This window comes from Actinomadura geliboluensis, assembly GCF_005889745.1.
In the GTDB taxonomy this organism is placed as follows: domain Bacteria; phylum Actinomycetota; class Actinomycetes; order Streptosporangiales; family Streptosporangiaceae; genus Spirillospora; species Spirillospora geliboluensis.
The window spans coordinates 1-4,941 of record NZ_VCKZ01000561.1; the positions used below are offsets into that span (position 1 = coordinate 1).

Below are 4,941 nucleotides of genomic sequence, written 5' to 3' on the forward strand. Positions count from 1 at the left end.
TCAGAACGCGCTGATGGCGCTGGCCAGACGCCGAATCGACGTGCTGTGGGCCCTGCTGCGCGACGACCGGTGCTTCACCTCCTCCGCGCCGGTCGCCCAGGCGGCTTGACTCAGCCATTGAAAGTCCTTTCAGTGGTCCCGCGTTCCGCTGTGCATTTTGTCGAGCTTGGCGGCCAGGACGGCGCCCATCTCGGCGGCCGGCTCCGGCTCCAGGAGCAGGTGGTGCTCGATGTCGACCGGGTAGTCCTCGATCTCGCCCTCGACGAGCGGGCCCCAGTTGGCGCGCCCGGTGGGCGACTCCGCGGTGCGGCCCTGGAGCGCGGTGAAGAACACGACGTCGCCGCGGAACCGGCCCGGCCGGTACTCCTCGGCCTGCCGGAGCCCGTTCTCGTAGTTGCGGTAGACGTTGACCAGGTCGTCCTCGGCGAGGGTGGCGAGGGCGTCGTCGCGGTCCGCGAGGATCGCCATGATCTGCTTCATGTCGGGGTTGCCGTCCGGCGCGAGGGCCGTCGCGTCCACGCCGATGCCCTGCAGCAGCTCGTGCAGGATCTCCCGCTCGTCGCCGGCGAGGTCCTGGCCGTGGTAGGAGTCGATCAGCGCGAGCAGCCCGACGTCCTCGCCCGCGGCCTGGAGCCGGACGGCCATCTCGTAGGCGACGAGCCCGCCGAGCGACCAGCCCACCAGGTGGTAGGGGCCGGACGGGCGCACGGACCGGATCTGCTCCAGGTAGTCCGCGGCCATCTCCGCGACGGAGCCGGGCAGGTCCGACCGCGTGAACGCGCGGGCCTGCAGGCCGTAGGCGGGCTGGTCGGGGCCGAGGTGCCGCTGGAACTGCAGGTAGGGCCAGGCGAGGCCGCCGGCGGGGTGGACGAAGAACACCGGCGGGCGGGACCCGGACGTCCGGATCGGGAGGAGCACCTCGAAGCCGATCCGGTCGTCGGGGTCGCCGGCCTTCACGAGCGCCTCGACGGTCTGGTGGGTGAACACGTCGCGGGGCGTCAGCTCGACGCCGGCCTGCCGGGCGCGGGTGACGAGCTTCAGCGCGGCGATGCTGTCGCCGCCGAGGTCGAAGAAGCTGGCGTCGGCGGCGACCCGGTCGAGGCCGAGCACCTCGGCGACGACCGCGCACAGCCGCTCCTCGTCCGGGGTGCGCGGGTCGCGGCCGGCGGCGGCACCGGAGTAGTCGGGGGCGGGCAGCGCCCGCCGGTCGAGCTTGCCGGTCGGGCCGACCGGGAAGGTGTCCATCCGGACGAACGCGGCGGGCACCATGTACTCCGGCAGTCGTTCCTTGACGAACTCGCGGAGGCCGTCGGTGGTGGGCGCGATGACGTAGGCGACCAGGGCCTTGTGGCCGGGGGCCTCCTCGCGGGCGATGACGGCGACGTTGGCGACGCCGGGGTGCGCGGCGATCGCCGCCTCCACCTCGCCCAGCTCGATCCGGAACCCGCGGATCTTGACCTGGAAGTCGGCGCGGTCGACGTACTCCAGGTCCCCGCCGGGCCGCCACCGGACGAGGTCGCCGGTGCGGTACATGCGGTCGCCGGGCGCGCCGAACGGGTCGGGCACGAACCGCTCGGCGGTGAGCGCGGGCCGCCGCAGGTAGCCGCGGGCGACGCCGGACCCGGCGATGTACGCCTCCCCGACGACGCCGGGCGGGACGGGACGCAGCCCCTGGTCCAGCACGTACATGCGCATGTCGTCGTAGGGGCGGCCGAGCACGGGCGTCCGCTCGGCCGGGTCGGCGAGGGGCGCGCGCTGCGGCGCGGCGGTCGCGTACGTGGTCGCCTCGGTGGGCCCGTACATGTGGACGACCTCGGTGTCCGGGCAGGCGGCGAGGACCTTGCGCATCGCGGCGGGCGACCCGGCCTCCCCGCCGGTCAGCACCTCGCGGAGCCGGGCGAAGGCGTGCGGGCGCTCCTCGGCGACGAGGTTGAACAGGGTGGTGGTGAGGAAGGCGGCGGTGAGGTCCTCGGTGCCGATGATCTCTTCGAGGGCGGCGCCGTCCAGCGGGCCGGGGGGCGCGAAGACGGCGGTGCCGCCGCGCAGCAGCGGCGTCCACAGCTCGTAGGTGGACGCGTCGAAGGCGTGCGAGGAGTGGACGAGGACGCGGTCGTGGGCGCCACCGCGGAGCCGGCCGTCGGTGGCGAGGCCGACGGCGTCGCGGTGCGTGATCATGACGCCCTTCGGCAGGCCGGTGGAGCCGGAGGTGAAGAACACGCAGGCGAGCTGGTCCGGATGGCACGGCACGGCCGGGTCGGTGTCCGGGGCGGCGGCGGTCTCCGGGTCGTCCACGGCGATGACGCGGGCGGCGGTGCCGAAGGCGGCGGCGCGGTCGCGCATCGCGCCGTCGACGATCAGCACGGGCGCGCCGACCTCGCCGATCGCCCACGCGATCCGGTCGGCGGGCTGGCCGGGGTGGAGGGGCGCGTAGGCGCCGCCGGCCTTGAGGATCGCCAGGGACGCGACGGCGACGTCCGCGGACCGTTCGAGCAGGACCGCGACGCGCGACTCGCGGCGGACGCCCAGCTCGACGAGCCGGTTCGCGAGCCGGTTCGCGCGGGCGTCCAGCTCCGCGTAGCTGAGGGAGGCGCCGGCGGCGCGGACGGCGGTCGCGTCCGGGGTCTTCGCGCGCTGCTCGGCGAAGCGGCCGGTGAGGGTGCCGGGCGCGCGGCCGGTCCGGCGGCCCTGCCAGTTCTCCAGGACGTCGGCGCGCTCCCCGTCGTCGAGGACGGAGACGCGGCCGAGGGGCAGGTCCGGCTTGTGCGCGATCGCGTCGAGGACGCGCAGGAGGCGCCGCATCAGCCGCTCGGCGTCCGCGCCGCTGAACAGGTCGGGGCGGTGGTCGATGCGCAGCGACAGGCCGCGGCCGGGGACGGCGGCGAACGTCAGCGGGTAGTGGGTGGCGTCGTAGCCGTCCACGTCGCGGAGGGTGAGGCCGCCGAGGTCGGCGCCGGCGGCGTCCGCGTCGAACGGGTAGTTCTCCAGGACGGTCATCGTGTCGAACAGCGTCCCGGCGCCGGTGAGCCGCTGGATGTCGGCGAGGCCGAGGTGGTGGTGCGGCATCAGCGCGGCCTGCTCGTCCTGGAGGCGGGCGAGGGCCTCGGCGACGGTGTCGGCGGGCCGGACGCGGACGCGGATCGGCAGCGTGTTGATGAACAGGCCGATCATCTGCTCGACGCCGGGCAGTTCGGGCGGGCGGCCGGACACGGCGGCGCCGAACACGACGTCGCTGGATCCGGTGAGGGTGCTGAGCAGCGTGCCCCAGGCGAGCTGCAAGACCGTGTTGAGGGTGACGCCCTGGGCGCGGGCGCGCGCGCTGAGCGCGGTGGTGAGTTCCTCGGTGAGCTGAGTCCGGACACGGCCGGGCGCGCCGGTGCCGGGCTCGGGCGCGCCGGGGGCGACCAGGGTGGGTTCGTGGACGCCCTGGAGGGAGGTGCGCCAGGCGTCCTCGGCGGCGGCCCGGTCCTGGGCGGCGAGCCACGCCAGGTAGTTCTTGTAGGGGGCGACGCGCGGCATGCCGGTGTCGTCGCCCTTGGCGAGGTACAGCGCGAACAGCTCGGTCTGCAGGACGGGCGTGGACCAGCCGTCCAGCAGGATGTGGTGGTTGGTGAACACCATGCGGTGCAGGTCGTCCGCCATCTTGATGAGCATGAACCGCAGCAGCGGCGGCTTCGCCATGTCGAACGGCCGGGCGCGTTCGGCGTCGGCCAGCTCGCGGGCCCTGGCCTCCCGGCCGGGCTCGGGCAGCGCGGACAGGTCCTCGTCCCGCCAGGGCAGCCGCACCGCGCGGTGGACGACCTGGACCGGCGACCCCTCCTTGCGCTGGCGGAACCCGGCCCGCAGGTTCGCGTGCCGGCGCAGCAGCGTCTGCGCGGCGGCCTTCAGCGCGGCGGCGTCGAGCGGGCCGCGCAGGTCGAGCACGATCTGCGCGGTGTAGACGTCGTGGCCGGAGTCGTAGAGGGCGTGGAAGAACAGGCCCTGCTGCAACGGGGACAGCGGGAGGATGTCCTCTAGCTGCGACTTGCTCAATCCAGCTCCCATTCACCGTCGAGCTCGGCGGCGAGCTCGTCGATCTCGTCCTGGCTGACGTCCACCAGGGACAGGTCGGACGGGGTGAACCCGCCGACGGGCCCGCCGGCGGTGCCGTCGACGACGTGCGCGACGAGGCCGCGCAGCGCCGCGTACCAGCGGCCGGCGAGGTCCTCGACCGCGGCGGCGTCGAACAGGTCCCCGGCCCACGTCCACGTCGCGGACAGCTCGGGCCCGCCCGGCAGGTCGCGGGTGTGCGCGTTGACCTCGATCGCGTGGACGAGGCCGAGCGCGGCGTCCTGCCCGGTGCCGAGGGCGTCGCTCTCGGCCGGTCCGGCCGGTGCCCAGTCGGTGGCCTCGGGTGCGGCGGTGCGGCCGAGGTAGTTGAACGCGAGCTGCGGGTGCGCGCCGCGCAGCCGCTCGCCGGTCGCGGGGTTGAGGTGGCGCAGCAGCCCGTACCCGATGCCGTTGTCGGGGATCTCGCGGAGCTGCTCCTTGACCCGCTTGAGGGCGGTGCCGACGGCCTGGCCGCCCTCGCGGACGTCGGCGGGCTCGACCCACCCGGCGTCCAGGCGCACCGGGTAGAGGGAGGTGAACCAGCCGGCGGTGCGGGACAGGTCGACGCCGGGGACGACCTCCTCGCGGCCGTGCCCTTCGAGGTCGATGAGGACGGCCGTCTCGTCGCAGGTGCCGCGCTCGCGCCGCCATTCGGCGACGGCGAGGGCGAGGCCGGTGAGCAGCACGTCGTTGACGCGCCCGTGGAACGCGGCGGGGACCTCGGTGAGGAGGGGGCCGGTCACGTCGGCGGGCAGGCCGAGGGTGAGGTGCCGCGCCGTCCCGAACGTGTCGGCGGCCGGGTCGAGCGGGCGGGCGCCGAGGACCGGGTCGGGGGTGGCGAGGACGTCCTCCCAG

General features: G+C 74.9%; 2 protein-coding genes. Both read right to left on the reverse strand.

Annotated elements, in window-relative coordinates:
- Positions 1 to 129 precede the first annotated feature (129 nt).
- Entirely contained in the window at positions 130 to 4,029 is a 3,900-nt protein-coding gene (locus ETD96_RS41295) for an amino acid adenylation domain-containing protein (RefSeq protein ID WP_240808596.1), read from the reverse strand.
- On the reverse strand, positions 4,026 to 4,941 hold a 916-nt coding region (locus tag ETD96_RS41300), incomplete at its 5' end, for a condensation domain-containing protein (protein ID WP_240808597.1). The genes ETD96_RS41300 and ETD96_RS41295, both read right to left, overlap by 4 nt.